The sequence below is a fragment of the Streptomyces sp. NPDC086777 genome (genome assembly GCF_040702065.1).
GTDB lineage: Bacteria > Actinomycetota > Actinomycetes > Streptomycetales > Streptomycetaceae > Streptomyces.
Genome location: NZ_JBFBJI010000026.1, coordinates 70,720 through 97,190 on the forward strand (window position 1 = coordinate 70,720; position 26,471 = coordinate 97,190).

Genomic DNA, 26,471 nt, shown 5'->3' on the forward strand with positions numbered 1-26,471 from the left:
CGGCCGCGGCCCGGGGGTCAGGAGCCCCTGAGGAACGAGAGTCGAACCTTCCGTCGGGGATTGTCCCGGTTCGTGTCGACCAGGCACACCGACTGCCAGGTGCCCAGTGCCAGGCGGCCGTCGATCACCGGGAGGGTGGCGTGCGGGGGGACGATCGCCGGGAGGACGTGGTCGCGGCCGTGTCCGGGGCTGCCGTGCCGGTGCTGCCAGCGGTCGTCGGCGGGCAGCAGGGTGTGCAGGGCGGCCAGCAGGTCGTCGTCGCTGCCGGCGCCGGTCTCCAGGACCGCGACGCCGGCCGTCGCGTGCGGGACGAAGATGTTCAGCAGTCCGTCGCGTCCGGCCGCGGCCTCGCGGAGGAAGTCCTCGCAGTCGCCGGTCAGGTCGACGACCCGCTCCCGGCTGCCCGTGGCGACGTCGAGCTCTCGTGTGGTGAAGGCGTCCGACATGCCTCCATCCTGTCCCATGCGCGGGGCGGCCGGCGCGGCGGCCGGGCCGGGAAGATCCACGCCCGTCCCCGCTGTTGGTAGAGGCGTGAACAACGCGCGCGTGGCCCAAGAGGTCGAGGTAGTGGTCATCGGCGCCGGTCAGGCGGGTCTGTCCGGCGCCTATCACCTGCGGCGCACCGGTTTCGAGCCGGACCGTGACTTCGTCGTGCTCGACCACTCCCCCGCACCCGGCGGCGCCTGGCAGTTCCGGTGGCCGTCCCTGACCTACGGCAGGGTGCACGGGATGCACGCGCTCCCGGGCATGGAGCTGACCGGGGCGGACCCGGCGCGGCCGTCCGCCGAGGTCATCGGGGAGTACTTCGCGGACTACGAGCGCACCTTCGGCCTGCGGGTGCGCCGACCGGTCGACGTCCGCGCGGTACGCGAGGGCGCTGGCGGGCGGCTGCTCGTGGAGACCGACCACGGCGACTGGTCGACGCGGGCGCTGATCAACGCCACCGGCACCTGGGACCGGCCGTTCTGGCCGCGCTACCCGGGCCAGGAGACCTTCCGCGGACGGCAGTTGCACACCGCGCAGTACGCCGGGCCCGAGGAGTTCGCCGGGAAACGGGTCGTGGTCGTCGGCGGTGGCGCCTCCGGCACCCAGCACCTGCTGGAACTCGCCCCGTACGCGGCCGCCACGACCTGGGTCACCCGGCGCCCGCCGGTCTTCCGCGAGGGCCCCTTCGACGAGGGCACGGGCCGGGCCGCGGTGGCGCTGGTGGAGGAGCGCGTACGGCAGGGGCTGCCGCCGCGGAGTGTGGTCTCGGTCACCGGGCTCCCGCTCAACGACGCGATCCGGCAGGGCCTGGCGGACGGGGTCCTGGACCGGCAGCCGATGTTCGACCGCGTCACGCCCGAGGGTGTGGCGTGGCAGGACGGCCGGCACGTCGACGCGGACGTCATCCTGTGGGCCACCGGCTTCCGGGCGGCCCTGGACCATCTGACCCCGCTGCGGCTGCGCGAGCCGGGCGGCGGGATCCGGGTCGAGGGGACCCGGGCGGTCGCCGACCCGCGCGTCCACCTCGTCGGCTACGGTCCGTCCGCCAGCACCATCGGCGCCAACCGCGCCGGGCGCGAGGCCGTACGGGACATCAGGCGGCTGCTGGCCGGGGAGCCGGCCGCCGCGTGACGCACCGGCCGCTCACCGCGGCGGCAGCGAGACCTGCGGCGACCGCCGGCTCCTGGCCTTCTGCTCGGCGTTGAAGTCGGCGACGTTGCGCTGGTGTTCGGCGAAGTCGGCGGTGAACCGCGTGTCCCCCGGCTTGACCGTGACGAAGTACAGCCAGTTGCCCGGCGGCGGGTTGAGCGCGGCACGCATCGCGTCGGTGCCCGGGTTGTCGATCGGAGTGGGCGGCAGGCCCATGCGCTGGTAGGAGTTGTACGGGTTCTCGACGCGGGTGTCGTTCACCGTGGTGTTGAGGGTGCTGCGGTTGAGGGCGTAGTTCAGGGTGGAGTCCATCTGGAGCGGCATGCCCCGCTGCAGCCGGTTGAGGACGACGCGGGCCACCTTTCCCATGTCGGTCTTGTCGGCGGCCTCCGCCTGGACGATGCTGGCGATGGTCACGGCCTGGTAGACGTTCATCGCGTCGCGCTGCGCGCCGGCCGCGACGGGCGCCCAGCCGAACCGCTGGTTGGCGGTGTCGACCATGACCCGCAGCACCGACTGCGGGGTCGCGTCCTTGTTCAGGGGGTAGGTGGCCGGGAAGAGATAGCCCTCCGGGTTGCCCCCGGCCTCGCCGGGGAGTTTCAGGCCCGCGGTGCCGACGGAGTTCCTGGTGCTTCCGGACGGGAGGGCGAGGGCCTTGTCGACGGCATCGTAGACCTGGGAGGCGCGCCAGCCCTCCGGGACGACCAGGGTGGCGGGTCCGGCCGTGATGCCGGCCAGGGACAGCAGGGGCACCGCCACGGCGGCGCCGGCGATGACGGCGCCGGTCAGGACGAGGACGAGCCTGCCCCGGCGGGTCAGCCGGACCGACTTGCCGCGCGTCGAGGCGCCACGGCCGGCGGGGGTCCGCCGGCCCGGGGTCCGTGACGGAGTGTTGATCTGCATGCGGGCACGTTAGCTCGCAGACCGCCATAAACCCGACATATCTTCAGCTTGTCGACGGCAATTCGTCAGCTCCGGCGGACCGGGGTGACGAGCCGCCCGACACGAGGCGACCGACGCGGGTCGGGCGGCGGCACGGGGAGTCGCGGTCCGTCCATGTGCCGCAGCTCGGCCCGCTCCGGCCGTTCGGCGCAGGTCGACCGGTCCTCGCCGGTCGGGGCCGAGGAAGATGGGCGGTCCACGCGGGCGGCTCGGCCGACTCCGGCGGTTCGGCTTGGGCCGGGCGGGCGGGGCGGGGCGACCCCGGTCGTGGGCTTCGGTCGGCCGGGGCCGGCCGTCGGCTTCAGCCTGCCGGTGGTGTCGCGTGCCTGCGTCCCCGGTCGCCCCGCCTGCGCACCGGTCGCAGGGCCGTCTCCCGCTGGGCCGCCTCGCCGGTTCCGGGCTGCTCCCCCGCCGTCTCCAGCCGGGCGTCCCGGCGTACCAGCGCCGCGTAACGGCCGTCGAGTTCCAGCAGCTCCTCGTGCGTGCCGCGTTCGGCCACCCGTCCGGAGTCGAGGACGACGATCTGGTCGGCGTCCTGGATCGTGGAGAGCCGGTGGGCGATGGTGATGGTCGTCCGGTTGGCCGACAGGGCGTCGATCGCGTCCTGGACCGCGTGTTCGGTGCGGGTGTCCAGGGCGCTGGTGGCCTCGTCGAGGATGAGGACCGGCGGGTCGCGCAGGATGGTGCGGGCGATGGCCAGCCGCTGCTTCTCACCGCCCGAGAAACGGTGCCCGCGTTCGCCGACGACGGTGTCGTAACCGTCGGGCAGCGCGGCGATGTGGTCGTGTATCTGGGCCGCGCGGGCGGCCGCGTGCAGTTCCTCCTCGGTGGCGTCCGGCTTGGCGAAGCGCAGGTTGTCGGCGACCGAGGCGTGGAAGAGGTAGGTCTCCTGGGAGACGACCCCGACCGCGCGGGCGAGGGTGTCGAAGTCGAGGTCGCGGACGTCGACGCCGTCCAGGGTGACCCGGCCGCCGGTGACGTCGTAGAGCCGGGGCACCAGGTAGCCGAGCGTGGACTTGCCGGCGCCGGTGGGGCCGACGACGGCCAGGCCGGTGCCGGCCGGGACGGTGATGTCGATGCCGTCGAGGACGGGACCCAGCTTGTCGTCGTGCCTGTCGTACCGGAACTCGACCTTCTCGAAGCGGACCTCGCCCTTCACGCGGTCGAGGTGGACCGGCTCCGCGCGCTCGGTGATGTCGATCGGCAGGTCGAGGTACTCGAAGATGCGCTGGAACAGGGCGAGGGACGTCTGGATCTGCACGCCGGTCGCCAGCAGGCTCACGGCGGGGCGGAACAGGCCCTGCTGGAGGGAGACGAAGGCGACGATGGTGCCGAGCGAGATCTGCGGGCCGCCCATCCGGAGGGCCATGCCGGCGGTCCAGTAGATGACGGCGGGCATCGCGGCCATCACGATGGTGATCACGGCCATCCGCCAGCGCCCTGCCATGTTCGACCGGACTTCCAGGTCGACCAGCTGCTCGGACTCGTCGGCGAAGGACGCGGTGAGCGAGTCGGCGCGGCCCATGGTGCGGCCGAGCAGGATGCCGCTGACCGAGAGCGACTCGGTGACCGTCGCCGCCATCGCGGCCATCTGCTTCTGGCGCTCGGTGGTGATCTTCTTGCGCTCGTTGCCCACCCGGCGGCTGATCCACACGAAGAGCGGGAGCAGCACCATCGAGACGATGGTGAGCCGCCAGTCCAGGGCGATCATCGCGACGATGGTGGCGACGACGCTGGTCAGGTTGGAGACCAGGGAGGTGGCCGTCGAGGTGACGGTGGCCTGCATGCCGCCGATGTCGTTGGCGATGCGGGACTGCACCTCGCCGGTGCGGGTGCGGGTGAAGAAGGCGAGCGACATGCGCTGCAGCCGGCCGTAGACGGCGGTGCGCAGGTCGTGCATGACGCGCTGGCCGACGGTGGTCGATATCAGCGTCTGCAGGACGCCGAAGACGCTGTTGAGGACGGCACTGAGGATCATGCCCAGCGCCAGCAGGCTGAGCAGTCCGGTGCGGCCCTGCGGGATCGCGGTGTCGAGGGTCGCCTTGAGCAGGAACGGGGTGGCGACCGAGACCAGCGAGGCGGCGCCGACCAGCAGGCCGACGATCGCGAGCCGGCCGCGGTAGGGGCGGAAGAGCCGGAGGATGCGGCGCACCTGGCGGGGTTGACCGGCCGAGGTGCCGTCAGGGGTCCAGTTGATCTCGTCTCGGGGCATGGCTCCTGCGGATGGGTGTGGTGTGTACGGACTCACGGAGCATAGCTCACTGTTACCTATACTCACAATGCACATAGTCCTGATAGTGTTCCCGTATGAGCACCCCCGACCCCGACGGCCCGCTCGCCGAGCAGTTGCTGCGCCTCACCCGCCGGGTGTGGCGCATCCAGAAGCGCCATCTGGCGGCGCGCGATCTGGGCGTCACCCCCGCCCAGTCTCGACTGCTGCGCACACTCGCGCACTACGAGGCGCCCCCGCGCATGGCCGACCTCGCGGAGCGGCTGGAGGTGGTGCCGCGCGCGGTGACGACACTGGTCGACGGGCTGGAGGCGAGCGGCAAGGTGTGCCGGGTGCCGGATCCGACGAACCGCCGGGTGACCCGGATCGAGATCACGGACGAGGGGCACGAGACCCTGCGCGAGTTGCGGGCGGCACGGCGCTCGGCGGCCGAGGAGATCCTGGCTCCGCTCTCGCCGGAGCAGCGGGAGATGCTGACCGGGCTCCTGGACACCCTGGTCGACGGCCCGGTGGCGGCCAGGCACTGCTGAGACACGGCGACGCGGCTCCCCGTCGGAACGGGGAGCCGCGTCGCCGTACGGTCTCAGCCCTCCGGCACCAGCTCCTCGGCCTGCTCCTCCGTCACGACCACGACCTCACCGCCCAGTACCCGCTTCGCCCGCTCCACGTCCAGCGCGCCCTCCCAGCGGGAGACGGCGAAGACGGCCACGCAGTTGCCGAGCAGGTTGGTGACGACGCGCATCGAGTCCATGATGCGGTCGACGCCCAGCAGCAGGGCGACGGCACCGGCGGGGATGGCCCCGAGCGAGGAGGCGGTCGCGGACAGGGCGAGGAAGGCCGAGCCGGGGATGCCGGCCATGCCCTTGCTGGTGAGCATCAGCACCAGGACCACGGTGATCTGCTGACCGAGGCTCAGGTCGACGCCCACCGCCTGGGCGATGAACAGGGTGCCGATGGAGAGGTAGAGCGAGGCGCCGTCGAGGTTGAAGGAGTAGCCGGTGGGCAGCACCAGGCCCACCGCGTCGTCCCGGGCACCGGCCCTGCGGAGCTTGTGCATCACGCGTGGCAGCACGGACTCCGTGGAGGCGGTACCGAGCGCGAGCAGCAGCTCCTCGCGGATGTAGCGGACGAACCTCCAGAGGCTGAGCCCGGTGAGCGCCTTCAGGGCGACGGCGAGCAGGGCGACGAAGAGCGCGGCGGCCGCGTAGCAGAGGACGATCAGCTTGGCGTAGGTCTCGATGACACCGAGGCCGTACTGGCCGATCAGGACGGCCGTCGCGCCGAAGACGGCGATCGGGGCGAGGCGCATCACGAAGCCGACGATCGCGAAGATGATCTCCTGGGCCTGCTCGACGGCCGGCAGCACCTGCGGCACCCTGGTGTTCCCGAGGTGGAGCAGGGCCGCGCCCACCAGGCAGGCCAGGACCAGCACCTGGAGCAGGGAGTTCTCGGCGAAGGCGCCTATGAAACTGGTGGGCAGGGCGTTGAGCACGAACTCGGTGGTCGAGGGCAGCGAGCCGCCGCCCGTCCTGGCGTCGACCGCCTTGGCGCTCAGTGTGGCCGGATCGACGTGCATCCCGGCGCCGGGCTGGACGACGTTGGCGGCCACGAGTCCGATGACGAGCGCCAGCGTACTGGCCGCCTCGAACCAGATCAGCGCCTTGAGCCCGATCCGCCCGAAGGCCTTCAGGTCACCGGCCTTCGCGATGCCGACGACGACCACGCAGAACACCAGCGGCGAGATGATCGTCTTGATCAGCCGGGTGAAACCGTCGCCGAGCGGCTGGAGGTCCGAGGCGAACCCGGGCCACAGCCGCCCGACGACGATGCCGAGCACGAGCACACAGGCGACCTGTGCGAAGAGAGAGGTACGCAGGGCGCGTGCGACGCGACGCGGCAGGGACGGTGGGGACAGCGGCACGGGCACTCCAGGTGGGGGGATCGACTCACGGAAGCCGAGCGGGACTTCTGCCATGCGGAAAGCGATTTCCGTGCCGATCACTCTGGAGGTGTTCTTGATCCCGTTCGAGACCGCCGTGTCACAGCCGCGTGAACAACGCGCAGGTTGACGCCTCGCCCACGACCCGGATCGACGGCCGCCGCTCAGCAGCGGCTGCGATCGACCGTCAGCACCCCCTGTTCGGTGGCCAGCGAGCGGTCGTAGCAGCTGTGCGGGCCGTAGAGGCGGTAGCGCTCGCTCGACGTGCCGACCGCGTGCCGCTGGTCGCGCGGCACGTTCAGGGTGTAGGTCGCGTCCCCGCTGTAGGTGTCGTCGAGCCGCGACCAGCCGCCTCCGGGCCGCCGGACCGCCGCCCGGTCGCCGAGGGCGATCTCGGTGCGCAGCCGGTCGTCGGAGCCGATGGTGGTGGCGCCGTCCATGGTGTACGTGCGGTGGGTGCGGGTCGTCCGGGGTGCACCGCCCGCCGCCCGTACCGTGACGTTCTGGTCGTCCGTCCAGGTGGCGTCGAGGGCGTCCGTGGTCTCGCCGTCGTTCCAGCGGTGCACGGAGGTGTTGGCCAGCGTGTGGCTGACGGTGGTCGTCACCCGGCCGTGCGAGGTGTCGACGTATCCGGAGACGGTGAGCCGGTGCCCGGCGTCGGTGTCGACCCGGTACTGCCCGGAACCCGGCGAGTACACCGAGGAGTTGACGGGCTCGGAGGCCGTGGTCCCGGTGAGCCCGCCGGTGACCCGCCTCCGGTGCGCGTCCCGCCAGACCAGCACGTTCACGGGGGCGCTCCAGCCCTCCTGCCCCGCGGGCACGCCGGCCACGGAGACCTCGACCTGGTGCGGGCGGCCGTCGTCGAGGATCCCCGCGAACGGCGTCAGGTCGTACTCGATCGGCTTGACGTCGAAGGCGCGCGGCCCCGGTACGACGTACCAGAGGAACGGGTCGGACCAGCCGCCCGTCCACACGTTCGGGAACGGGGCGGCGATTCCGGCCAGGCGGCCGTCGACCCTGATCTGCACCTCCCGGTAGGGGCCCTTGTCCGCCGTGCAGGAGTACGGCGCCGGGTCTGCCACGGTCAGGTACCAGAACTCCTCGCAGCCGCCGCCGGATCCGGTCGCGTACACCTCGGCGAGGATGCGTTCGCTGTTGCGCGGGGTGGTGAGGGTGGTGCCGTCGTCGGCCAGGGTGAGCACCTTGTCGGGGACCGCGGCCTCGGGGCGTCCCGCGTAGAAGGTGAGCGTGGCCCTGACGTCGATGACGCCGGTGTAGGTGTCGTCGACAACGTTGCCGATGAGCATCTCGACGTCCTGCGCGGAGCGGAAGGTGTCGCTGTAGCGCGTGACGTCCTTCGCCACGTGCCACTCGACGCCGTCCGGCGAGGGCTCCGGGGTGGAGGTGCGCAGCACCTCGACGCCGCCGACGTGCAGGTAGCCCAGCCGGTCGTACTGACGGCCCTTCACCTTGCCGTCCAGCCGCAGCACGACCCTGCTCCAGCGGTCGCCGCAGCCCCGCGGGGGCGTGTACGTCCCCCGGTACGGGGTGAAGTCGCTGAACCGGGCCTCGGCCAGGGTGACTTGGCAGGACCTGGCGCCCTTGGGCACGGAGACCGGCGGGGCCGCGGTCACCGGGTCGTGCCAGTCGGTGCCGAACTCGGCCGGGACGTCGGCGGCGCGGGCGGCGGGCGCTCCCGTACCGAGGAGCGCGCTCGCCAGGAGGGCCGCCCCTGCGAACATGGACATGACGATCCGTCTTCTCATGGCCGGTGTTCTACGGGGAGTTGGCCGTCGGCCGCAACGGCGGGACCGGTGGACGACAGGCCGTTCGGCCACCGGGACCGGGCGGGCGGGAACCATCGTCACAAATGGTGCTATAACCGGATGACACTGCCACAGTGCTGCCATGAAGATCACGAACGCTCGCGCCCTGCGCACCGTCCTCGCCCTCACCGGCGCCGTCGCGCTCACCGGCACCGGCTGTTCGGGCGGTGTCCCGCACCGTGGCCACGGCTCCGCCGCCCCCGGCGCCTCGGCGGCCTCGTCCGGCGCCGCCCCCGCCCCCGGCGCACCGGGCATCGGCGACCCGCTCATGCCGCTGGACGGCAACGGCGGCTACACGGTCCGCCGTTACACGCTCGACCTCGACTGGCGGGCTCCCAAGACACCCTTCCCGGCCGGTACCACCATCAGCGCCACCGCCACTCAGGCCCTGTCCCGCTTCGACCTGGACTTCGCGGGCAACACGCTGCACCGGGTCACCGTCGACGGCGCGCCGGCCCGCGCCGTGCGCCACGGTGACGAACTCGTCGTCACGCCCGCGCGGCCGATCCCGCGCGGCAGCACCTTCACCGTCCACGTCGCCTACACGGCCGACCCGACCCAGCGACGGCAGCGGAGCGACGCGATCCGCGCGTACGGCTGGGTGCCCACCCCCGACGGCACACTGATCTGCGCTCAGCCGGACGGCGCCAAGATGGTCTTCCCGGTGGACGACCACCCCAGCCTGCGGGCCCCCATGACGTTCCGGATCACCACCCCGCCGGATCTCAGCGCGGTGGCCAACGGCCGGCTCGTCGAACGCGTCCGGCAGCCCGACGGCCGGGTGCAGTGGACGTACGACTCCGAGGACCCCATCGCGGCCCAGCTGGTCCAGCTGGCGATCGGGAAGTTCACGTTCGTCGCCGGCCGGGGGCAGGGCGGGCCTGCCGTGCGGGACGTGGTCCCGGACGACCTGGTCGCGGACACCGAGGCCGAACGCTCGCTCACCCCGCAGCACCTCGCCTGGCTGGAACAGCACCTCGGCCCGTACCCGTTCAGCCGTTACGGCATCCTCGTCGGCGACACCGACCTGCCGGTGGCGCTGGAGACGCAGTCGCTGTCGCTCGTGCCGAAGGGCGACCTGCTCGGCGACCGGGTCGACGCCGAACGCAATCTCGTGCACGAGCTGACACACCATTGGACGGGCGACAGCGTCGCCGTCAGACGCTGGTCCGACCTGTGGCTGAGCGAGGGTCATGCCCGTTACTACGAACGGCTGTACTCCGCCGAGCACGACGGCGTCAGCATGGAGGAAGCCATGCGTGCGGCGTACGAGCAGCACGACCAGTGGCGCCACGACGACGGCGCCCCGGCGGAGCCCACGGAGCCGACGCTGTTCAAGGTGATGCGCTACGACGGCTCGGCACTGGTGCTGTATGCCCTGCGGGAGAAGGTCGGTGACGCGACGTTCGACCGGATCGAACGCACCTGGGTGACCCGGTACCGGGGGCGGGCGGCCGGTACGAAGGACTTCGTCGCGCTCGCCTCCCAGGTCGCGGGCAAGGATCTGACGCCGTTTCTGACGCCTTGGCTGTACGGGCCCCACACGCCGCCGATGCCGGGACATCCGGACTGGCACGTGGACCCCGTCGAGGACTGAGCCCGCGCGCCGCACGGCCGGCCGCGGCCGCCCGGCCGTTGCCCGCCGACCGGGTGGCCTCTGCCGGAGCGCTGGGCCACCCGGTCGACGCTCGGCGCGCCGTGTCGCGCCGGGCACGGAAACGTACGAGGGGTGACGTGAAGGGCAACCCCCTTGCCCTGGTTGCGACGAGCGTGCTTGGAGATCCTCAGCAAGCGGTTGGAGACCCTCTGGTATGAGAAGAACTGTCGCTGAACGTGTGCCCAGTGCCCTCCGGACGTGCACCCTGACGGCCTGCCTGATCGCGACGGCCGCGCTGCTGCCACCGCTGCTGATCCTCCCGGCGTCCGGCACCGACGACTCGGAGGACCAGCGTCTGCAACACGCCTTCACGGACGCCGCGCGCGAGTTCCACGTGCCACGCAGCGTGCTGATGGGCGTGTCCTACATGCAGTCGCGCTGGGACACCCATCCGGGCGCCCCGAGCATCGCGGGCGGCTACGGCCCGATGCACCTGGTGGACAGCGCCCTGGTCCGCGCCCCGGACCGGTCACCCGCACCGGGCCCGCCGGTGCCCGACGGCGGCAAGGCCGACCCGCTGACCGGAACGGCGTTCACCGCCGGCGGCCACGCCGTGCGGCCCGCCGACCTGGAACGCGCCGCACGGCTGCTCAAGGTCCCCGCCAAACAGCTACGGACGGACGCCGTCGCCAACGTACGCGGCGGCGCGGCGCTGCTGGCCGCCGCCCAACGGCGTCTCGGCAAGCCGCTCAGCGCCGACCCGGAGGACTGGTGGCAGGCGGTGGAACGTTTCCCCGGTACCCGTGACATCACGTCGGCGAGGACGTACGCCAACGACGTCTTCGGCCTGATCCGCCGGGGCGCCCACCGGACCACCGCGGAGGGACAGGAGGTCACCCTCCCCGCCACCCCCGGCGTCAGCCCGCACCCCGGCCCGCAGGCCCCCAAGCGGCCGAAGGAGGTCGAGTGCCCGACCGACCTGGCCTGCGACTGGCTCGCCGCGCCCTACGAGGAGATCGACGAGGACGGCGACTACGGCAACCACGACCTCGCCGACCGGCCGCGTGACCAGCGGATCGAGTACATCGTCATCCACGACACCGAGTCGACGCTGCCCAACATGTTCAAGACCGTGCAGGACCCGACCGAGGCGTCCTGGCACTACTCGATCCGCTCCAGCGACGGCCACATCACCCAGCACGTCAGGACCAAGGACGAGGCCTGGCACTCCGGCAGCCAGTTCGTGAACGCCCGCTCGATCGGCATCGAGCACGAGGGGTTCCTCGCCCACCCCGGGACCTGGTACACGGAGCAGATGTACCGGTCCTCGGCCCGGCTGGTGCGCTACCTGGCCAAGAAGTACGACGTCCCGATGGACCGGCAGCACATCTTCGGCCACGACAACGTGCCGTCCCCGACCGGCGACAGCATCCCCGACATGCACGAGGACCCCGGGCCGTTCTGGGACTGGCGGCACTACTTCGACCTGCTCGGCGCGCCGCTGAAGGCCACAGCGGGACCGGACAGCCCCATGGTGATGATCCTGCCGGACTACGCCACCCACAAACCGCGGTACACGGGGTGCGACGGCGACGGCAAACGGTGCCTGCCGCACGGCTCCAGCGCCGTGCGCCTGTACACCCGGCCGGACGAGAACGCTCCGCTGATCCAGGACCCCGGCCGCAGGCCGGACGGCGACCCGTCCACCGAGGACGTGAGCGACCTGGGGTCGCGGGCCTCCACCGGTCAGACCTTCGCCGTGGCCGACCGCAGGGGCGAGTGGACGGCGATCTGGTACCAGGGCAACAAGGCGTGGTTCAAGAACCCCGCGGTGCACCCGACGGCCGTCGGTGCGAGCGGCCGCATGGTGACGCCCAAGCAGGGCCTGGACGAGATCCCGGTGTTCGGGCGCGCTCTCCCGGAGGAGGAGGCCTACCCGGACGGGATGGAGGAGGAGGACGAGGCGCCGCTGCCGTACACCCTGCGGGCGGGCCAGCGGTACGTGACGCAGTCCGAGCTGGGCGGCTCCTACGTCGAACGGTCAACCATCTCCGCCACGCCCCAGCCCGTGGTGGTGGGTCAGGAGCGGTACTACGAGATCCAGTTCGGTCACCGGCTCGCCTACGTCCGGGCGGACGACGTGGACGTGCTGGACACGCACGCCGGCGGCACGACGGGCGCGTCCGGGAGCGAGGCCGTCCCGGACGGCCGGTGAGCACCGCCGGACCAGGCCCTGCACCGGACCCGCTCAGGACATCAGGGCCGGCCTGTCCCCCATCACCACGACGGGGTCACGGGCCGGGTCGAGGGTGCGCAACAGGTACTCCATGGCCTCCCTGGGCAGGCCGATGCAGGCCGAGGTGCCGCTGCCGTGGTCGAGGTGCAGCCAGATGGCGCCGCCCCGGGCGGCGCCCAGGGGCCGGGTGGTGTCGTGCGGCGGCGTGCCCCGCAGGCGGTTGTAGTCGACGGCGATGACGTAGTCGAAGTCGTGGCGGTACGCCGGGCTCCAGGAGTGCGGGGGGGTGTAGAGATCCCGGCCCTGGGCGTAGGAGAGCCGGGTTCCCGGGTCGGGGAGCACACCGCCGGCGTCGGTGACGGTGAACACGCCGACCGGGCTGCGTCCGTCACCCGCGTGGTGGGCGGTGGTCCAGCCGGACCGCCCGTTGTGGGCGGGCCAGCTGCCCGTCGGCCGCCAGCCGCGGTCCTCCCGGGTGTACAGCACGACCGTGGAGTCGGCCGAGTCCGCGCCCTCGCCGTACACGGCGACGACCTGGCGGGTGTCCGCGGGGATCTCCGCCTGCAACAGCCCGCCGACTCCCGGCAGCCGGCCGGGATCCCCCACGGGCACCGACCGGTCGGGCCGGCTCCAGTCCGGGCCCGCCGCGGTGGCCCGCGGGACCGGCGCGGCTCTCGGGACTCCGGTGTGCGGCCCCGGCAGGCCGTTCTTCGCACCACCGCCCGGCGACGCCTCACAGGCGCTCAGGGCCACCAGGACGGCGCCCAGCACCGCCGCCGTGACGGTCGTCCGCCGGACACTCTTGATCTGCACCCGGCCATCCTGGCATCACATAAGGGTCAATTAATTGAATTCATGCCATTCAGCGCGTTCGGGACAGGAGGCGCTGGCCTGAAGGCAGCGGATTTCGAGGGCCTTCGCGGAAAACCGTTTGATTTCGACGACGCTCCGACGCGAACCTTTCACGGCTTGTCGCCACCTCCCCCGACCCGAACCGCTGGGACGCCATGCAGATTCAAGATCTTCCGTATTCCGATCCAGGCGTGCCGGACGCGCGTTCGGGGCCCCGGTTCCTGTGGTGGCTGGGACGGAATCAGCTGGGCGGTCAGCTCAAGGCACTGGCCTGGGGACTGCTGCACTTCGTGTCCGTCTCCGCGCTCCCGTTCTGCGTGGGCCTCGCCGTCCAGGCCGTGGTCGACCGCTCCGGCACCCGGCTGGCCCTGACGGGCGGTCTGCTGGTGCTGTGCGGCACGGCGATCGCCGTCGGCGACACCTTCCTGCACCGGTCCGCCGTCACCAACTGGATCACCGCGGCCGCCCGGGTCCAGCAGCTGCTCGCCCGCAAGGCCGCCCTGCTGGGCTCCGCGCTGACCCGCCGGGTGGCGGCCGGCGAGGTGGTGGCCGTGTCCACCGGCGACGTGGAGAAGATCGGCTGGTTCGTGGAGGCCGTCTCCCGGTTCACCGCCGCCGCGCTGACGGTCGTCGTGGTCGGCGTCGCCCTGGTGTTCTACCAGCCCGCCCTCGGCTGGATCGTCGCCGCCGGGCTGCCCCTGGTCGCGCTGTCCGTGCTGCCGCTGCTGCCCCGGGCCACCCGGCGCGCCGACCTCCAGCGTGCCAAGGCCGGCCGGGCCACCGAGCTGGCCTCCGACACCGTCGCGGGACTGCGCGTGCTGCGCGGCATCGGCGGCGAGGACCTCTTCCTCGACCGCTACCGCCGGGCCTCCCAGGAGGTACGGCACGCCGCCGTGCGCAGCGCCCGGATGTGGTCGCTGATCTCCGCGATCCAGGTGCTGCTGCCCGGGCTGCTGCTGATCGCGGTCGTCTGGCACGGCGTCCAACTGGCCCGGCAGGGCCGCGTCACCGTCGGTGAACTGGTCACCGTCTACAGCGCGGTCATGATCCTCAACTACCCGTTGCAGCACTTCACCGAGATCGCCATGGCCTACTCGTTCTCCCGCCCCTCGGCGAAGCGGGCGGCTCGGGTGCTCTCCCTGGAACGGGCCACGGACACCGGCGGTTCACGGACGGACACGGTGCCGGCGGGCGACCTGTACGACCCGGCCACCGGGCTGCTCGCGCCCGCGGGCCGGCTGACCGCCGTGGTCTGCGGCGACCCCGACGCGGCCGGGCGCCTCGCCGAACGGCTCGGCGGCCACCCCGCCGACCCCGGCACGTCGGTGCTGCTCGGCGGCGTACCGCTGGACGAGCTGTCCCTGGCGGCCGCCCGGACCGCGGTGCTCGTCCAGGACAAGGACCCGGTGCTGCTCTCCGGTTCGCTGCGGGAGCTGCTCGACGTACCGGCCTCCGGGACCGTGCGGGCCGAGGACGCGCTGGCCGCCGCCCAGTGCGGTGACGTCCTGGAGGCCCTGGTCCAGGGCTCGCTCGACGTCGCCGACCCGCTGGACGCCCGGATCACCGAGCGGGGCCGGTCCCTGTCCGGCGGGCAGCGCCAGCGGCTCGCGCTGGCCCGGTCGCTGATCACCGACCCCGGGGTGCTCGTCCTCGACGAACCCACCTCCGCCGTCGACTCGCACACCGAGGCCCGGATCGCGGAGGGCGTCCGGGCGCTGCGCTCCGGCCGCACGACCGTGGTGTTCACCTCCTCGCCCCTGCTCCTCGACCGGGCCGACCGGGTGGTCCTCGTCCACGAGGGCGAGGTCGTGGCGGTCGGCGTGCACCGCGAACTGGTGCGCACCGAGCGGCGGTACCGGGCGGTGGTGACACGTGAGACGGACGAGGAGGCCGCGCTGCGCGGCACGGCGCCCGAGGAGAACGCACCCACGCTGCGCGGCACGGCGCCCGAGGAGAACGCACCCACGCTGCGCGGCACGGCGCCCGAGGAGAACGCATCCGCGCTGCGCGGCCGGGCGGACGAGAGCAAAGCCGCGCTGCGAGGTCGCAGGGCGCTGGAAGAGATCGAGGAGAGCGCATGATCGGCGTCGCACCACCGGCCTACGATCCGGCGGCCCCGACGACGGCCACCACCCTGCCCGTCGGCGCCACCGCGACCGTCCGTGCCTACGTGGCCGAACTGTTCCGCCGGCACCGCCGGGCCTTCATCCTCCTCATCGCCGTCAACACGGTGGCCGTGGTCGCCTCCATGGCCGGTCCCTACCTGCTCGGCGGGCTCGTCGAGCGGGTCTCCGACGGCGCCCGCGAACTCCATCTGGGCCTGACCATCGGCCTGTTCGTGCTCGCGCTCGCCGTCCAGTCCGTCTTCGTGCGCGAGGTGCGGCTGCGCGGCGCCGTGCTCGGCGAGCGGATGCTGGCCGATCTGCGCGAGGACTTCCTGGTCCGGTCGGTGGGGCTGCCGCCGGGTGTCCTGGAGCGGGCCGGCACGGGCGACCTGCTGTCCCGGATCACCACGGACATCGACCGGCTCGCCAACGCCATGCGGGAGGCGGTGCCACAGCTGTCGATCGGCGTGGTGTGGGTCGTGCTGCTGATCAGCGGGCTCGTGGTGACGGCTCCGCCGCTGGCCGCGACCGTGCTGCTCGCCCTCCCGCTCCTGGTGGCCGTGTGCCGCTGGTACTTCAGGCGGGCGCCCTCCGGCTACCGCTCCGAGGCCGCCGGGTACGCGTCCGTGGCCGCCGCCCTCGCCGAGTCGGTGGACGCGGGGCACACCATCGAGGCACACCGGCTCGCCGACCGCCGCATCGCGCTGTCCGACCGCCGGGTCAAGGAGTGGACGGCCTGGGAGCGCTACACGCTGTGGCTGCGGTCGGTGCTGTTCCCGGCCGTCAACGCCACCCACACCACGGTCCTCGGTTCGGTGCTGATGATCGGCGGGGTCTTCGTCCTGAAGGGCTGGATCGACGTCGGCCAGCTGACCACGGGCGCCCTCATCGCCCAGATGCTCGTCGATCCGGTGAACCTGATCCTGCGCTGGTACGACGAGGTCCAGGTCGCGCAGGTGTCGCTGGCCCGGCTGGTCGGCGTCCGGGACATCGAGCCGGACGCCGGGGACGCGGCGCTGGCCCCGGCCGGCCGCGAGGTGCACGCGGACGAGGTCCGCTTCGGCTACCTCGAGGGCGTCGACGTGCTGCGCCAGGTCTCCCTGGAGGTGGCCCCCGGCACCCGGCTGGCCCTGGTCGGCCCCTCCGGCGCGGGCAAGTCCACGCTCGGCCGGCTGCTCGCCGGGATCTACGCTCCCCGGGACGGCCGGATCACCCTGGGCGGCGCGGAACTCTCCCGGATGACCGCCGAGCGGGTCCGTTCCCATGTCGCCCTCGTGAACCAGGAGCACCACGTCTTCGTGGGCTCCCTGCGCGACAACCTGCTGCTCGCCCGGACCGACGCGGAGGACGCCGAGCTGTGGGCGGCGCTCGGGGCGGTCGACGCGGACGGCTGGGCACGGGCCCTGGACGAGGGCCTGGACACCGAGGTCGGCTCGGGCGGGCTGGGCCTGACCCCGGCGCAGGCGCAGCAGATCGCGCTGGCCCGGCTGGTGCTGGCCGACCCGCACACGCTGGTCCTGGACGAGGCGACCTCGCTCCTGGACCCGCGTGCGGCCCGCCACCTGGAGCGGTCCCTGGCCCGGGTCCTGGACGGCCGCACGGTGGTCGCCATCGCGCACCGGCTGCACACCGCCCATGACGCGGACGTCATCGCCGTGGTCGAGAACGGCCGGATCAGCGAACTCGGCAGCCACGACACGCTGGTGGCGGCCGGCGGCGCCTACGCTGCCCTGTGGCGGTCGTGGCACGGGTGACGGGTCCACGGGGCGCGGCGGCGCACGGCCGGTGCCGGACGCGGCGCTCCCGGGCGCGATCATGGGGTGCATCGGGACCGGCACGCGGGCCCGGAGACGAAGGGGTTGCCACATGGGCACGTCGCGCGAGGAGCACCGCAAGGTCACCCTGGCCTCCTGGCCGACACCGCTCGAACCCGCACCTCGGCTGGCACAGGCGCTGGGACTGGGGCCGGACGACCTGTGGATCAAGCGGGACGACCTGATCGGGCTCGGCGGCGGCGGGAACAAGGTCCGCAAGCTCGAATGGACCTGCGGACAGGCCCTCGCCGAGGGGGCGCGGACCCTGGTCACCAGCGGGGCCCCGCAGAGCAACCACGCCCGCCTCACCGCGGCGGCCGGGGCCCGGCTCGGCATGGACGTGGTGCTCGTCCTCGCGGGCGAGCCCACCGGCACGGCCGCGGGCAACCTGGCCCTCGACGCCCTCCTCGGCGCGCGGATCGTGTGGGCCGGCGCGGTGGACGAGGCAAAACTCGCCGCCGTCCTCGACGGTGTCGTCGCGGAACTGCGCGAGCGCGACGCGGCTCCGGCGCTCATCCCCTTCGGCGGGTCCAGTCCCGTCGGCGCCCTCGGCTACGTCGACGGCGGGCACGAGCTCCTCGCGCAGGCTCCGGACCTGGCCACCGCCGTGGTCGCGCTGGGCAGTGGCGGCACGATGGCGGGGCTGGTGCGTGCCTTGGGCGAGGACCGCGTCCTGGGCGTGCACTGCGGGGCCGTGGCCGATCCGGGACACACACTCGACCTGCTGCTGACAGAGCTGTACGCGCCCTCCCCCGCCCCGCGGCGGCCACGGCTGCGCCTCGACCAGGTCGGGGCCGGCTACTCCCGCCTCACCGAGCCGGTGACCGAGGCGGTCCTGCTCGCCGCCCGGACCGAGGGGCTCGTGCTGGATCCCGTCTACACCGGGCGGGCCATGGCCGGCCTCGTCGCGGCCGTGCGCGAGGGGGACATCCGCCCGGGTGACCGCACCGTCTTCGTCCACACCGGAGGACTCCCCGGGCTCTTCGGCCATCAGGAGGCACTACGACGGGCCGGAGAGGTCCTCTCGGACCACGGCGTGTGACCCGGACGGTCCGTGACGCGCCGCCGCCCCGGACGCCCCGCCGAGGGGAAGAGCGCGTTCGACCTCGACCGTCGTGGTGACCCGGGTGAGGGCGGGGCGGCGCGGGACCGAACCGAAGCCGAACCGCACGGGAGGTTCGACCGGGGCGAGCGCGCCCAGGTCCGTGCCGTCGTAGGCGCCCGACAGTTCACGGACCACGAGCAGATCCCGCGCGCCGTACCACTCCCTGCGGCCGCCGCCCGCGCTGCCGCGGGTGCGTACACCGGGCAGCAGCACGCGGGCCGCCCCGTCGGTGAGCGCGGACCACGCCGGGCGGCGGGCGAGCGGGCCGGGCACGGCGCGCAGCAGGTGGCCGAGGAGCGTGCGGCGCCCGGTGGTGAAGCGCAGGCGGAGCGGTCCGGCCGTGACGGTCCAGGTGTCCCCGAGGACGGCGACGTCGACCGGTACGACGTGCACCGCGTCGAAGCGGTAGGTGCCGCCGACGAACTCGGCCGTCCGCCGGGTCGGAGCGAGCAGCAGCCGTCCCCCGTCGTCCCGTTCCAGCATCACGTCGCTGAACGGGCCGAACGGCGACCGAGGCCAGTGGCCGAGCACGACCCGGGTGCCGGACGCGGTGCCGAGGCCCGCGATCCAGCCGTCGAAACGCAGCCGGGGGCACCGGGCGCCCGGTCGCAACACCCGCCTCATGCGTCCGCCCTTCCCCTCGTCGCCCCGCCCGGTATGTACCCGCCGGAGGCCGTCGCGTACCCGCCGGCCTCCGACCACAGCCGCCGGTCTCCCCGCTGGCCGGCCGAGGCGGCGGCGGACGGACCGCCGTGGGTGACGGCTCGGCTGCGCGCCCCGCCCGGGGCTGCACCCAGGGACGGCGCCCCGCCCGGGGCTGCGCGCCGTCCCTGGACGACCGGTCCGAAGCCGCCGGCTGCGCCCGCTGCGGCCGCGTGCCGTTGCGCGGGTGCGAGCAGGGGTGGAAGGCTGGAGAGCGGCACCGGTTCGTGGGCCGGCCGGGAACCGCCCGGTTCCCGGCGTGCGCGCCCCGCGGCCGGGGCGCCGGCGGCCCGCCGTACGGACCGCGTCCTCACTCCCTGGAGGTAGCCGTGACCACCGCCGAAGGATGGGGGGACGACGTCTACCAGCCCGACGGATCCGAGATCCGTGAGGACACGGGGCTGCTCGACGTGGAGGACACGCTGGAGTCCGACGGCGTCGGCGATCCCCTGGACCGTGGCTGGTCCCCGCCCGAGCGGCCGTGGGCGGTGGAGCACACCGGGGTGACCGCGGCGGAGCGCCACCGGGGCGAGACGCTGGACCAGCGGCTCGCCGAGGAGCTGCCCGAACCGGCCGCCCCCGACGGCGACGGCATCGGAGACTGCCCGGGCAGCGACGGCGAACTCCTCGACAACGAGGTCGGCGACCTGCGCTCCGGTCGGCTCGTGGCCCCGAACGAGGGAGCGCACGAGGACGACGAGAGCGGCCTCGTGGCGACCGACGTCGGCATCGACGGTGCCGGGGCCTCCGCGGAGGAGGCCGCCATGCACATCGTCGACGAGGACACCGCCTACGGCTGAGCACACCCGTCCCCGCCCCATCGCCCCGTCCTTCGAGGAGCCGCCATGCAGCAGGACAAGCAACCCGACTACCACCCCGTGGTCTTCCGTGACCGCGCCGCCGGATACGCCTTCCTGACCCGGTCCACCGCGACCAGCGACCAGACCATCGAATGGGACGACGGCCAGACCTACCCGGTGGTCGACGTGGAGATCTCGTCCGAGAGCCATCCCTTCTACACCGGGAAGGCCCGCACGGTGGACACGGAGGGCCGCGTCGCCGCGTTCGAACGCCGCTACGGGGGCGGCTCGGGGACGGCCGGCTGACCCGCGAAGCCCTCGTCGTCCTCGAAGGCCGGCCGGCCGCCGGTTCAGATCACGTTCAACGCGGCCGCGCAGCCTATGCCGCCGAGCACCATGAACACCGGCATCAGCACCTTCAGCTCGACCCAGCTGCCCGCGCGGAAACGCATCACCTTCGGCGGGCCCAGCGGGTACCAGCGCTTGCGACCGATCGGGATGGGCCACAGGATCGGGCACCCGGAGACGGTCAGCGCGTCCCCGATGTCGTGCACCAGCGCCCCCAGCACCACCGGCAGCCCCAGCCACAGGTACTCCTGGCCGGGCTGGGTGAACAGCCAGTCCGAGCCGTTGCCGGGCTTGTCCAGGATGCCGGCCAGGATCCAGGCGCTGGTCGCCGCCAGCAGCCACACCAGGACGTCGCTGCTGGAGCCGCGCGCCGCCCGCCACAGCAGGCCCTCGATCGCCAGCACCATGTGCGCGAAGAGGATCGCCAGCACCGCCCAGCGGCCGCCCAGGATCGCGGCGGCCGAGCAGCCCCCGCCGATCAGCGCCGCCCACACCCAGGTGTGCGTCAGCGTCCGGTGCCCGCCGGAGCGGCGCGGGTCGCCCGCCATCCGGGTCGCCTTGTAGACGGCGTAGGACAGCTTGTCGACGATCTCGCAGACCCAGCGCGACAGCGGTCCGAAGGCGCGCGAGATGGTCGCCGCCTTGTGGTCGAGGTCCGGGGCGAGCGCTGCGCCGGCGCAGATCAGCGCCCCTACCAGGAGCACCGGCCAGGGCATCGTATGCCCGGTCGCTGCCGCCGCGGCTCCTATGCCGAGCCAGGCGGCCGCTCCCGACAGTGAGTGTGCTGGTCCCATCATGGCCGTTGCCCGCCCCATTCCTCGTATGCCGCTGTCCAGTTGACCGGGTGCGATGACGCTCCGTCGGCGACACAGAGTATCGGCCATGATCTTCGTGCTCGAAGCCGATTCCCCCCCGGGCGGGTGGGCCAGGCAAGATGGGGGCGTGACCCTCATCGATCAGCTGCCGCCGACCGCCGACCCCGACGCCCTGTACGAAGCCTTCGAGGCCTGGGCGCAGGAGCGCGGTCTCACGCTCTACCCCCACCAGGAGGAGGCGCTGATCGAGGCGGTCTCCGGGGCGAACGTGATCGTGTCGACGCCGACCGGCTCCGGCAAGAGCATGATCGCCGCGGGCGCGCACTTCGCCGCGCTGGCCCGGGACGAGGTCACCTTCTACACGGCGCCGATCAAGGCACTGGTGTCGGAGAAGTTCTTCGAGCTGTGCAAGCTCTTCGGCACCGAGAACGTCGGCATGCTCACCGGCGACGCCTCCGTGAACTCCGACGCGCCCGTCATCTGCTGCACCGCCGAGGTCCTCGCCTCCATCGCCCTGCGCGACGGCAAGCAGGCGGACGTCGGCCAGGTCGTCATGGACGAGTTCCACTTCTACGCCGAGGGCGACCGCGGCTGGGCGTGGCAGATCCCGCTGCTCGAACTGCCGCAGGCGCAGTTCATCCTCATGTCGGCGACCCTCGGCGACGTCTCCTTCTTCGAGAAGGACCTCACCCGCCGCACCGGCCACCCCACCGCGGTGGTCCGCTCGGCGACCCGCCCGGTGCCGCTGTCCTACGAGTACCAGCTCACCCCGATGACCGAGACGCTCACCGAGCTCCTGGAGAGCAGGCAGGCGCCGGTGTACATCGTGCACTTCACGCAGGCACAGGCGGTGGAGCGGGCACAGGCGCTGATGAGCATCAACATGTGCTCGAAGGAGGAGAAGGAGCAGATCGCCGAGCTGATCGGCAACTTCCGCTTCACCACCAAGTTCGGCCAGAACCTCTCCCGGTACGTCCGGCACGGCATCGGCGTGCACCACGCCGGCATGCTCCCCAAATACCGGCGCCTGGTGGAGAAGCTCGCCCAAGCGGGTCTGCTGAAGGTCATCTGCGGCACCGACACCCTGGGCGTCGGCGTCAACGTACCCATCCGCACGGTGCTGTTCACGGCCCTCACCAAGTACGACGGCAACCGGGTGCGCACCCTGCGCGCCCGTGAGTTCCACCAGATCGCCGGCCGCGCGGGGCGTGCGGGGTTCGACACGGCCGGTCTGGTGGTCGCGCAGGCCCCCGAGCACGTCATCGAGAACGAGAAGGCACTCGCCAAGGCCGGCGACGACCCGAAGAAGCGGCGCAAGGTGGTGCGCAAGAAGGCGCCGGAGGGCTTCGTCGGCTGGACGGAGAACACCTTCGAGAAGCTGATCGCGTCCGAGCCCGAGCCGCTGACGTCGCGGTTCCGGGTGACGCACACGATGCTGCTGTCGGTGATCGCCCGCCCGGGCAACGCCTTCGATGCGATGCGTCACCTGCTGGAGGACAACCACGAGCCGCGCAAGCAGCAGCTGCGGCACATCCGCCGGGCGATCGCCATCTACCGCTCGCTGCTCGACGGCGGCATCGTGGAGAAGCTCGACGAGCCCGACGCCACCGGCCGTATCGTCCGCCTCACGGTCGACCTCCAGCAGGACTTCGCGCTCAACCAGCCGCTGTCGACCTTCGCCCTGGCCGCGTTCGAACTCCTCGACCCCGAATCGCCGTCCTACGCCCTCGACATGGTGTCCGTGGTCGAGTCCACCCTGGACGACCCGCGCCAGATCCTGGCCGCCCAGATGAACAAGGCGAAGGGCGAGGCCGTCGCCGCCATGAAGGCGGACGGCGTCGAGTACGAGGAGCGCATGGAGCGCCTCCAGGACGTCACCTACCCGAAGCCCCTGGAGGAGCTGCTCTTCCACGCGTACAACACGTACCGCAAGAGCCACCCCTGGGTCGGCGACCACCCGCTGTCGCCGAAGTCGGTCATCCGTGACATGTACGAACGGGCGCTGACCTTCACCGAGTTGGTGTCGGTCTACGAACTGGCCCGCACCGAGGGCATCGTGCTGCGCTACCTCGCGAGCGCCTACAAGGCCCTCGACCACAACATCCCGGACGACCTGAAGTCCGAGGACCTGCAGGACCTGATCGAGTGGCTGGGCGAGATGGTCCGCCAGGTCGACTCCAGCCTGCTGGACGAGTGGGAGCAGCTCGCCAACCCGGAGGAGATGACCGCCGAGGAGGCCCAGGAGAAGGCCGACGAGGTCAAGCCGGTCACGGCCAACGCGCGCGCCTTCCGGGTCCTGGTGCGCAACGCGATGTTCCGCCGGGTGGAGCTCGCCGCCCTCGACCAGGTCGACGAACTGGGCGAGATGGACGCGGACTCCGGCTGGGACGCCGAAGCCTGGGGCGAGGCGATGGACAGGTACTGGGACGAGTACGAGGACCTGGGCACCGGACCCGACGCCCGCGGCCCCAAGCTGCTCGTGATCCAGGAGGAACCGCGGAACGGGCTGTGGCGGGTCCGGCAGATCTTCGACGACCCGAACGACGACCACGACTGGGGCATCAGCGCGGAGGTCGACCTGACGGCCTCGGACGCCGAGGGCCGCGCGGTCGTCCGCGTCACCGATGTCGGCCAGCTCTGAGCAGCACAGGAGAACCCAACCGATGACCAACCCGGCCGAGAGACTGGTCGACCTGCTCGACCTGGAGCAGATCGAGGTCAACATCTTCCGTGGCCGCAGTCCCCAGGAGTCCCTGCAGCGGGTCTTCGGCGGCCAGGTGGCGGGCCAGGCGCTGGTCGCCGCGAGCCGCACCGTGGAGGGCGACCGTCCGGTGCACTCGCTGCACGCGTACTTCCTGCGGCCGGGCCGGCCGGGCGTGCCGATCGTGTACCAGGTCGAACGGGTGCGGGACGGGCGGTCGTTCACGACGCGCCGGGTCACCGCCGTGCAGCAGGGCCGCACGATCTTCAATCTGACCGCCTCCTTCCGCAAGCCCGAGGTGGGAGCTTTTGATCACCAGCTGCCGCAGTTCCGCGAGGTGCCGCATCCGGAGTCGCTGCCGACGCTCGCGGAGGAGATCCGCAAGCATCTGGGCGAGCTGCCCGAGCAGCTGGAGCGGATGGCGCGCCGCCAGCCCTTCGACATCCGCTACGTCGACCGGCTGCGCTGGCACCCCGAGGAGATAGCCGGCGCCGAGCCGCGCAGCGCCGTGTGGATGCGCGCGGTCGGTCCGCTGGGCGACGATCCGCTGGTGCACACCTGCGCGCTGACCTACGCCAGCGACATGACGCTCCTGGACGCGGTCCGGGTCCCCGTCGAACCGCTGTGGGGGCCGCGGAACTTCGACATCGCCTCGCTGGACCACGCCATGTGGTTCCACCGGCCGTTCCGCGCCGACGAGTGGTTCCTGTACGACCAGGAGTCCCCCATCGCCACGGGCGGCCTCGGCCTGGCCCGCGGGCGGGTCTACGACCTCGAAGGACGGCTGCTGGTGTCGGTGGTCCAGGAGGGGCTGTTCCGCGCGGTCTAGCGGGCGCGGATGCCGGCACGGGCGGCGTCCGGGCCGCCGTTCGGTGAGGTCGTCAGTGGGCGGCGGGCCCCGGGTTTCTGCGCAGCAGCCAGCCGCGCAGGCCTCGGGCGAGCGTCGGCCGGCCGGGGGCGGGAGGCCGGGAAGACGATGCCGCTGGACGGGACACCGGCCGGTGTGCGCGGGCCTGCGCCGCTTCCCGGGCGAGATCGTGCCTGAACCACTCGATCTCGTCCGGGTCGGCCGCCGTCATCACCTCCTCGGCGAGCTGCGCGGCCGGTGAACCCGGCGCGCCGTGGGCGGGCGGGGCCGGCCGCAGGGCCGTCACGCGGGCACGCTCGTGCGGGTCGGTGAGCACCTCGTCGATCTCGCCGGGGTCCAGGAAACCTGCCACCACCCCGGCCCGCTCCCACGGTCCGTCCGCCTGCCTGAGCAGGAAACCGCAGTGGCGTCCGCGCCAGTTCCGGGCCCGCTGGTCCGTGCCGGACCTCAGGCGGTCGCTCAGTTCCGCGGGCGTACGGCCGGTGAGCAGCCGCGTGTTCGTCTCGTCGGCCGCGAACCGCCGCAGTTCCTCCGCCAGGTAGAGCCAGACCACGGCCCGGTAGCGGTTCGGGTACCACCTGACCGGAGTCACCAGGCCGAGTTTCGCGACGCGGGTGAACCTGCCCGCCGGGATCCCCATCAGGGCCGCGGCCTCGGTCGTCCCCACGACCCGCACGCTCTCGCCGAGGGATGCGCAACGGCCCCGGAGCCGGTCGATCTCGGACCGTGGAACACGGCGGCCTCCACCGCCTCCCTCGTCGGGCACGGTGCGGATCCGTCCGAGGTGTACCGCGAGGTCGAACTCGCCGCGCCTGAGGCCCAGTTCGCGGGCAGCGCGGCTCGGCGCGCAGGTGAGCGGGCGGTTGTGGGCAAGGGTGGTGCCGGACATGGCCGTTCTCCCCCGTGGAGCGGGTGGCTCGCGCCGGATGCGCTCGCCGTGAAAAAAACCGTAGCCGGTTCGGCGACATTCGTGGCGGGCCTGTGGATAACTCCACGGCGGTGATGAATGAGCAGGTCAGAGGTCCATCGCGGAGGAACTCTCCGGCTGCCGGGCGTCCACGGCGAGGTGTTCGCCGACGCGGTTGACCAGCAGGGTCATCTCGTAGGCGATCTGGCCGATGTCGGCCTCCGCGCCGCTGAGCACGCACAGGCAGCTGCCGGTCCCGGCCGCGGTGACGAAGAGGACCGCCTCGTCGTACTCGATCATCGTCTGCCGGACCTGGCCCGCTCCGAAGTGCCGCCCTGAGCCCTTGGCGAGGCTGTGCAGTCCGGAGGCGACGGCGGCCAGGTGCTCCGCGTCCTCCCGGCGAAGGCCGGTGCTCGCTCCCGTGACCAGCCCGTCGTTGGACAGGACCAGCGCGTGCCGTACGTGCTCCACGCGCTCGGTCAGGTCGTCGAGCAGCCAGCCGAGTCCCTGGTTCTGCGCCATGTCGTAAGCGTCTCCCCGTGTGCCGTCTCCCCCTGGCTGGAGGATCTCCCCGCCAGCCTTCCCCACCACCGGCGTCCGGGCAAGGAGGATGGGGGGCATGGCAGAGAAGATGACCGACGAGGAATGGCGGGCGTTCGTCTCGTACGGCACCCGCACCGGCAAACTGTCCACCGTCAACGCAGACGGCAGCCCCCATGTGGCGCCCGTCTGGTTCCTGCTGGACGGGGACGAGCTGGTCTTCAACACCGGCAAGGACACCGTGAAAGGGCGCAATCTCGCCCGTGACGGGCGTGTCGCCCTCTGTGTGGACGACGACCGGCCCCCTTTCCACTTCGTGGTGCTGAACGGGCGCGCCCGGCTCTCGGAGGACCTCGGCGAACTGCGCGATTCGGCCACCCGGATCGCGGCCCGGTACATGGGCGCCGAACGCGCGGAGGAGTTCGGCGCCCGCAACGGCGTCCCGGGCGAACTGCTCGTCCGGGTCACCGTGGAGAAGGTGGTGGCGCTCAAGGACCTGACGGGCTGAG

22 protein-coding genes are annotated in these 26,471 nt (G+C 72.5%); 12 read left to right on the forward strand and 10 right to left on the reverse strand.

Going from position 1 to position 26,471, the window contains the following annotated elements:
* Nucleotides 1-17: 17 nt before the first annotated feature.
* On the reverse strand, nucleotides 18-446 hold the full coding sequence (locus AB0472_RS31170) for a secondary thiamine-phosphate synthase enzyme YjbQ (RefSeq protein WP_366361294.1): 429 nt from the start codon (nucleotides 444-446) through the stop codon (nucleotides 18-20).
* Nucleotides 447-531: 85 nt separating this feature from the next.
* Here AB0472_RS31170 and AB0472_RS31175 point away from each other — a divergent pair, with 85 nt between their 5' ends.
* On the forward strand, nucleotides 532-1,617 hold the full coding sequence (locus tag AB0472_RS31175) for an NAD(P)-binding domain-containing protein (RefSeq protein WP_366361296.1): 1,086 nt from the start codon (nucleotides 532-534) through the stop codon (nucleotides 1,615-1,617).
* Nucleotides 1,618-1,629: 12 nt separating this feature from the next.
* Here AB0472_RS31175 and mltG read toward each other — a convergent pair whose 3' ends face one another.
* Nucleotides 1,630-2,538, reverse strand: coding sequence for an endolytic transglycosylase MltG (gene mltG, locus AB0472_RS31180; RefSeq protein ID WP_366361298.1), 909 nt, complete (start codon nucleotides 2,536-2,538; stop codon nucleotides 1,630-1,632).
* A 340-nt stretch (nucleotides 2,539-2,878) separates the two neighbouring features.
* Entirely contained in the window at nucleotides 2,879-4,789 is a 1,911-nt protein-coding gene (locus tag AB0472_RS31185; RefSeq protein WP_366361300.1) for an ABC transporter ATP-binding protein, read from the reverse strand.
* Nucleotides 4,790-4,884: 95 nt separating this feature from the next.
* Between AB0472_RS31185 and AB0472_RS31190 the strand changes: the two genes are divergently transcribed.
* Nucleotides 4,885-5,337 carry a MarR family transcriptional regulator gene (locus tag AB0472_RS31190; RefSeq protein ID WP_366361302.1) on the forward strand — a complete coding sequence of 151 codons (453 nt, stop codon included), beginning with the start codon at nucleotides 4,885-4,887 and terminating at the stop codon, nucleotides 5,335-5,337.
* A gap of 53 nt (nucleotides 5,338-5,390) precedes the next feature.
* Here AB0472_RS31190 and AB0472_RS31195 read toward each other — a convergent pair whose 3' ends face one another.
* Both AB0472_RS31195 and AB0472_RS31200 read right to left on the reverse strand, forming a co-directional pair.
* On the reverse strand, nucleotides 5,391-6,728 hold the full coding sequence (locus tag AB0472_RS31195) for a cation:dicarboxylase symporter family transporter (protein WP_366361405.1): 1,338 nt from the start codon (nucleotides 6,726-6,728) through the stop codon (nucleotides 5,391-5,393).
* Between the two features lie 182 nt (nucleotides 6,729-6,910).
* A complete protein-coding gene (locus AB0472_RS31200) occupies nucleotides 6,911-8,512 on the reverse strand; it encodes a peptide-N4-asparagine amidase (protein ID WP_366361304.1) in 1,602 nt (533 codons plus the stop codon).
* A 142-nt stretch (nucleotides 8,513-8,654) separates the two neighbouring features.
* On the opposite strand from AB0472_RS31200, the gene AB0472_RS31205 reads away from it, so the two are divergent.
* Both AB0472_RS31205 and AB0472_RS31210 read left to right on the forward strand, forming a co-directional pair.
* Nucleotides 8,655-10,169 carry a M1 family metallopeptidase gene (locus AB0472_RS31205; RefSeq protein WP_366361306.1) on the forward strand — a complete coding sequence of 505 codons (1,515 nt, stop codon included), beginning with the start codon at nucleotides 8,655-8,657 and terminating at the stop codon, nucleotides 10,167-10,169.
* 214 nt (nucleotides 10,170-10,383) lie between these two features.
* Complete coding sequence (locus tag AB0472_RS31210) at nucleotides 10,384-12,384, forward strand: peptidoglycan recognition family protein (protein WP_366361308.1); 2,001 nt, start codon at nucleotides 10,384-10,386, stop codon at nucleotides 12,382-12,384.
* A gap of 33 nt (nucleotides 12,385-12,417) precedes the next feature.
* Here the strand turns inward: AB0472_RS31210 and AB0472_RS31215 are convergent, their stop codons facing one another.
* Complete coding sequence (locus AB0472_RS31215; RefSeq protein WP_366361310.1) at nucleotides 12,418-13,218, reverse strand: L,D-transpeptidase family protein; 801 nt, start codon at nucleotides 13,216-13,218, stop codon at nucleotides 12,418-12,420.
* 194 nt (nucleotides 13,219-13,412) lie between these two features.
* Between AB0472_RS31215 and AB0472_RS31220 the strand changes: the two genes are divergently transcribed.
* The 3 genes from AB0472_RS31220 (at nucleotide 13,413) to AB0472_RS31230 (ending at nucleotide 18,218) form a co-directional block, all read left to right on the forward strand.
* Nucleotides 13,413-15,338, forward strand: coding sequence for an ABC transporter ATP-binding protein (locus AB0472_RS31220; RefSeq protein WP_366361311.1), 1,926 nt, complete (start codon nucleotides 13,413-13,415; stop codon nucleotides 15,336-15,338).
* A complete protein-coding gene (locus AB0472_RS31225) occupies nucleotides 15,335-17,116 on the forward strand; it encodes an ABC transporter ATP-binding protein (protein ID WP_366361313.1) in 1,782 nt (593 codons plus the stop codon). The genes AB0472_RS31220 and AB0472_RS31225 overlap by 4 nt, the downstream gene beginning before the upstream one ends.
* Before the next feature lie 112 nt (nucleotides 17,117-17,228).
* Nucleotides 17,229-18,218: a D-cysteine desulfhydrase family protein gene (locus AB0472_RS31230; protein WP_366361315.1), complete on the forward strand. Its 990-nt coding sequence runs from the start codon at nucleotides 17,229-17,231 to the stop codon at nucleotides 18,216-18,218.
* Here the strand turns inward: AB0472_RS31230 and AB0472_RS31235 are convergent.
* The gene (locus AB0472_RS31235) at nucleotides 18,177-18,905 is read right to left on the reverse strand and encodes a hypothetical protein (RefSeq protein WP_366361316.1); all 729 of its coding nucleotides are present in this window, start codon (nucleotides 18,903-18,905) and stop codon (nucleotides 18,177-18,179) included. The genes AB0472_RS31230 and AB0472_RS31235 overlap by 42 nt on opposite strands.
* A 407-nt stretch (nucleotides 18,906-19,312) precedes the next feature.
* Between AB0472_RS31235 and AB0472_RS31240 the strand changes: the two genes are divergently transcribed.
* Nucleotides 19,313-19,783 carry a DUF5709 domain-containing protein gene (locus AB0472_RS31240; RefSeq protein WP_366361318.1) on the forward strand — a complete coding sequence of 157 codons (471 nt, stop codon included), beginning with the start codon at nucleotides 19,313-19,315 and terminating at the stop codon, nucleotides 19,781-19,783.
* Between the two features lie 45 nt (nucleotides 19,784-19,828).
* Nucleotides 19,829-20,089 (forward strand): type B 50S ribosomal protein L31, encoded by a 261-nt coding sequence (locus AB0472_RS31245; protein ID WP_366361320.1) that lies wholly within the window; start codon nucleotides 19,829-19,831, stop codon nucleotides 20,087-20,089.
* Between the two features lie 44 nt (nucleotides 20,090-20,133).
* On the opposite strand, the gene AB0472_RS31250 is transcribed toward AB0472_RS31245, so the two are convergent.
* Entirely contained in the window at nucleotides 20,134-20,928 is a 795-nt protein-coding gene (locus AB0472_RS31250; RefSeq protein WP_366361322.1) for a metal-dependent hydrolase, read from the reverse strand.
* Nucleotides 20,929-21,073: 145 nt separating this feature from the next.
* Between AB0472_RS31250 and AB0472_RS31255 the strand changes: the two genes are divergently transcribed.
* Both AB0472_RS31255 and AB0472_RS31260 read left to right on the forward strand, forming a co-directional pair.
* Complete coding sequence (locus tag AB0472_RS31255) at nucleotides 21,074-23,587, forward strand: DUF3516 domain-containing protein (RefSeq protein WP_366361324.1); 2,514 nt, start codon at nucleotides 21,074-21,076, stop codon at nucleotides 23,585-23,587.
* Between the two features lie 22 nt (nucleotides 23,588-23,609).
* Nucleotides 23,610-24,476 carry an acyl-CoA thioesterase II gene (locus AB0472_RS31260; protein WP_366361326.1) on the forward strand — a complete coding sequence of 289 codons (867 nt, stop codon included), beginning with the start codon at nucleotides 23,610-23,612 and terminating at the stop codon, nucleotides 24,474-24,476.
* Nucleotides 24,477-24,528: 52 nt separating this feature from the next.
* Here AB0472_RS31260 and AB0472_RS31265 read toward each other — a convergent pair whose 3' ends face one another.
* Together AB0472_RS31265 and AB0472_RS31270 are read right to left on the reverse strand one after the other, a co-directional pair.
* Entirely contained in the window at nucleotides 24,529-25,404 is an 876-nt protein-coding gene (locus tag AB0472_RS31265) for a DUF6397 family protein (protein WP_366361328.1), read from the reverse strand.
* Nucleotides 25,405-25,530: 126 nt separating this feature from the next.
* The gene (locus tag AB0472_RS31270) at nucleotides 25,531-25,944 is read right to left on the reverse strand and encodes a roadblock/LC7 domain-containing protein (protein ID WP_366361330.1); all 414 of its coding nucleotides are present in this window, start codon (nucleotides 25,942-25,944) and stop codon (nucleotides 25,531-25,533) included.
* Between the two features lie 97 nt (nucleotides 25,945-26,041).
* On the opposite strand from AB0472_RS31270, the gene AB0472_RS31275 reads away from it, so the two are divergent.
* On the forward strand, nucleotides 26,042-26,470 hold the full coding sequence (locus AB0472_RS31275) for a PPOX class F420-dependent oxidoreductase (RefSeq protein WP_366361331.1): 429 nt from the start codon (nucleotides 26,042-26,044) through the stop codon (nucleotides 26,468-26,470).
* The last annotated feature ends 1 nt before the right edge of the window (nucleotide 26,471 follow it).

What these genes read in the sequence shown, in the direction of transcription:
- AB0472_RS31170 (WP_366361294.1), bottom strand. Translation starts at nt 446, where the DNA reads ATGTCGGACGCCTTCACCACACGAGAGCTCGACGTCGCCACGGGCAGC.
- mltG (WP_366361298.1), bottom strand. Translation starts at nt 2,538, where the DNA reads ATGCAGATCAACACTCCGTCACGGACCCCGGGCCGGCGGACCCCCGCC.
- AB0472_RS31185 (WP_366361300.1), bottom strand. Translation starts at nt 4,789, where the DNA reads ATGCCCCGAGACGAGATCAACTGGACCCCTGACGGCACCTCGGCCGGT.
- AB0472_RS31190 (WP_366361302.1), top strand. Translation starts at nt 4,885, where the DNA reads ATGAGCACCCCCGACCCCGACGGCCCGCTCGCCGAGCAGTTGCTGCGC.
- AB0472_RS31200 (WP_366361304.1), bottom strand. Translation starts at nt 8,512, where the DNA reads ATGAGAAGACGGATCGTCATGTCCATGTTCGCAGGGGCGGCCCTCCTG.
- AB0472_RS31205 (WP_366361306.1), top strand. Translation starts at nt 8,655, where the DNA reads ATGAAGATCACGAACGCTCGCGCCCTGCGCACCGTCCTCGCCCTCACC.
- AB0472_RS31210 (WP_366361308.1), top strand. Translation starts at nt 10,384, where the DNA reads ATGAGAAGAACTGTCGCTGAACGTGTGCCCAGTGCCCTCCGGACGTGC.
- AB0472_RS31220 (WP_366361311.1), top strand. Translation starts at nt 13,413, where the DNA reads ATGCAGATTCAAGATCTTCCGTATTCCGATCCAGGCGTGCCGGACGCG.
- AB0472_RS31225 (WP_366361313.1), top strand. Translation starts at nt 15,335, where the DNA reads ATGATCGGCGTCGCACCACCGGCCTACGATCCGGCGGCCCCGACGACG.
- AB0472_RS31230 (WP_366361315.1), top strand. Translation starts at nt 17,229, where the DNA reads ATGGGCACGTCGCGCGAGGAGCACCGCAAGGTCACCCTGGCCTCCTGG.
- AB0472_RS31235 (WP_366361316.1), bottom strand. Translation starts at nt 18,905, where the DNA reads ATGAGGCGGGTGTTGCGACCGGGCGCCCGGTGCCCCCGGCTGCGTTTC.
- AB0472_RS31245 (WP_366361320.1), top strand. Translation starts at nt 19,829, where the DNA reads ATGCAGCAGGACAAGCAACCCGACTACCACCCCGTGGTCTTCCGTGAC.
- AB0472_RS31250 (WP_366361322.1), bottom strand. Translation starts at nt 20,928, where the DNA reads ATGATGGGACCAGCACACTCACTGTCGGGAGCGGCCGCCTGGCTCGGC.
- AB0472_RS31260 (WP_366361326.1), top strand. Translation starts at nt 23,610, where the DNA reads ATGACCAACCCGGCCGAGAGACTGGTCGACCTGCTCGACCTGGAGCAG.
- AB0472_RS31265 (WP_366361328.1), bottom strand. Translation starts at nt 25,404, where the DNA reads ATGTCCGGCACCACCCTTGCCCACAACCGCCCGCTCACCTGCGCGCCG.
- AB0472_RS31270 (WP_366361330.1), bottom strand. Translation starts at nt 25,944, where the DNA reads ATGGCGCAGAACCAGGGACTCGGCTGGCTGCTCGACGACCTGACCGAG.
- AB0472_RS31275 (WP_366361331.1), top strand. Translation starts at nt 26,042, where the DNA reads ATGGCAGAGAAGATGACCGACGAGGAATGGCGGGCGTTCGTCTCGTAC.